The following is a 2,260-nucleotide window of genomic DNA, read 5'->3' on the forward strand; positions in this document are numbered from 1 at the left end:
ACGCACGCCTCCGCGGTCGAGGAACTGCGCGACTCCGGCGCGGAGGTCGTCGACGCGCGCGTCGTCGACGACGGCGACCTGCTCACCGCGGGCGGCGTCACCTCCGGGCTCGACCTAGCGCTCTACGTCGTCGAGCGGGAGTTCGGGGAGGCGGTCGCCGACCGCGTCGCGACCGTCATCGAGTACGAACGGCGGTACGCGGTCGCGGAGTAGGTCGCCGGAGCCGGAGTGGGTCGCCGGGGCGGTCAGTCGTCGCCCGCGTCGTCCGGGAGCGGCGCGGCGTCGTCTGTACTCGTCTCGCTCGTCGTGGTCTCGCCGTCGGCGTCGACGGTGATCACGGTACAGTCCAGCTCGCCGCGGAGGAACGAGTCGATGTCGGGGTCCGAGAGGAGCTTCTGGACCATCCGCCGCCAGCGACCGGCCTGTTTCGAGCCGATGACGACGACGTCGGCCCCCTCGGCGACGACCTCCTCTAAGATCGTCTCCTCGACGAGGAAGCCGCGGCGGACGACGTAGCGCGCGCGGTCGAGCCGGCCGATCCGCTCCTCGACGGCGCGCTTGAGGTCGCTGCGCGAGACGCCGCCCGAGCGCTGGTACAGGTCCACGTGGAGGATCGTGAGGTCGGCGTCGCGCTCTTGGGCGACGCGAGCAGCCTCTCGGAGCGTCGCCGCCGAGTGCGACGACGGGGGGAACCGGACCGGAACCACGACGAGCGTCATGTCAGACAGGTGGGCTCCGGGACGTAAATACGCTGTCGATGCGGGCGTCGCGGGTGTCGCCTTCCGGCCTCACTGGCAGCGCGTCTCGGGCCGCCTCAAAGCGCCGGCGGCTCGCCGCGGCCGATCACGATCTCTTGTCCCTCGACATCTTCGAGGGCGGCGACGCGGCCGCCGATCTCGACGCGGCCGTTCTCGGTGTCGACGACCAGCGACGCGACCTCCTCGGTGTCGACGAACGCGACGTCGACGACCTTCCCGCGGACCGTCACCTCCTCGCCGGTCTCGATGTCGCGGCCCTCGACGGTCGCGTAGAACTCCTCGCCGTCGAACTCGCGGACGTCCTTGACGGCGCGCCGGATGGAGGCGTAGCGGCGCGGGAAGGGTCGTTCCTCCCCGTCGGCGGCGAGCGTCTCCGCGGTCGTCCACAGGACGGTCCCGAAGAAGCCGGAGACGAGGAAGCCGAGCGCGGAGCGGTTGAAGATGACCCCGTAGCGCTCGCGGTCGTCGCGCAGGGCGTCTTGGGTGGCGTACACGGAGTACTCGCCGTCGCCGACCGCGAGGACGGGCGTGGTGATCCCCCGGCGCGCGCGGGCGATGGTCGCGACCTCCAGGTAGTCGAACTCGGTCGGGTCGGGGGCGTTCGACGCGGGCGTGACGAGCAGCTCGACGCTGACCCCCGCGGCGACCTTTGCGGCGAGCTCGTCGCGGAACCGCCTGAGGAGGCCGGGCGTGAGCGACACCGCCAGCTCGTACTCCGCGTTCGCGATCACCTCTTCGAGGTACCGGAGGATCGTCGACCGCGACTTCACGAGCGACACCGCCTCCGTCTCGCGGGTCGGCGCAGTGTAACGCGCCTCCAGTTCGTCCACCATCTCCGCGAACGACGAACGCAGGTCGCCGAAGGCGTCCTCGGGGTCGACGGCGACGATCTTCATCGGCCGCGACTCGCGGAGTTCGACGAGCCCGCGGTCCGAGAGGCTCCGAACGGTGTCGTACACCCGCGGCTGCGGGATGTCGGTGCGGTCGGCGATGTCGCTGGCGGTGAGTTCGCCGTGTTCCAACACCGCGAGGTACGCGTCGATCTCGTACTCGCCGAGGTTGAACCGGTCCCCGACGCGGTCGAGGGTGTCCCGAAGGTCGTCCGTCATATGACAAGAGACGGGGGCGGGGATTATAGCTTTTTACTATGAGCCGAGTTGTACGCGTTTTCGGAGCGGCCTCCCCACGTGCCCCGGTAGGGGTCGTTACATATACATCCGGTCGTAGCTCCCCTCCGGCTCCCGCTCCTCGATCCGCTCGGCGAGGTCCTCGTAGTGGCGGCGGATCTCCTCGGCGAACGCCTCCAGCGGGGCCGCGTCGACGCCGAGGTCGTACACCGCGTTCGCCGTGTCGACGAGCCGCACCGCGGCGTCGACGTCGGGGGCCTGCGCGTGGACCGGCGTGACGAACACGCCGACGCCGAGCGGGGAGTCGATCCCGCGTTCGAGCAGTCCGGCGTTCGCCCCGTCGAGGAAGCCGGACTCCATCGCGGGCACGTCGGT

3 protein-coding genes and 1 pseudogene are annotated in these 2,260 nt (G+C 70.5%); 1 reads left to right on the top strand and 3 read right to left on the bottom strand.

The features are described 5' to 3' along the window. Positions 1 to 213 (top strand): annotated as a pseudogene (locus tag BN903_RS02460) (DJ-1/PfpI family protein); the annotation flags it as partial. A 32-nt stretch (positions 214 to 245) separates the two neighbouring features. Here the strand turns inward: BN903_RS02460 and BN903_RS02465 are convergent. The 3 genes from BN903_RS02465 to BN903_RS02475 all read right to left on the bottom strand — a co-directional run. Beyond that, complete coding sequence (locus BN903_RS02465; protein WP_048076232.1) at positions 246 to 719, bottom strand: universal stress protein; 474 nt, start codon at positions 717 to 719, stop codon at positions 246 to 248. A gap of 95 nt (positions 720 to 814) precedes the next feature. Then, positions 815 to 1,867 carry an HTH-type sugar sensing transcriptional regulator TrmB gene (trmB, locus tag BN903_RS02470; protein WP_048076233.1) on the bottom strand — a complete coding sequence of 351 codons (1,053 nt, stop codon included), beginning with the start codon at positions 1,865 to 1,867 and terminating at the stop codon, positions 815 to 817. A 96-nt stretch (positions 1,868 to 1,963) separates the two neighbouring features. Beyond that, on the bottom strand, positions 1,964 to 2,260 hold a 297-nt coding region (locus tag BN903_RS02475), incomplete at its 5' end, for a PAC2 family protein (protein WP_048076452.1).

It is taken from the genome of Halorubrum sp. AJ67, from assembly GCF_000513435.1.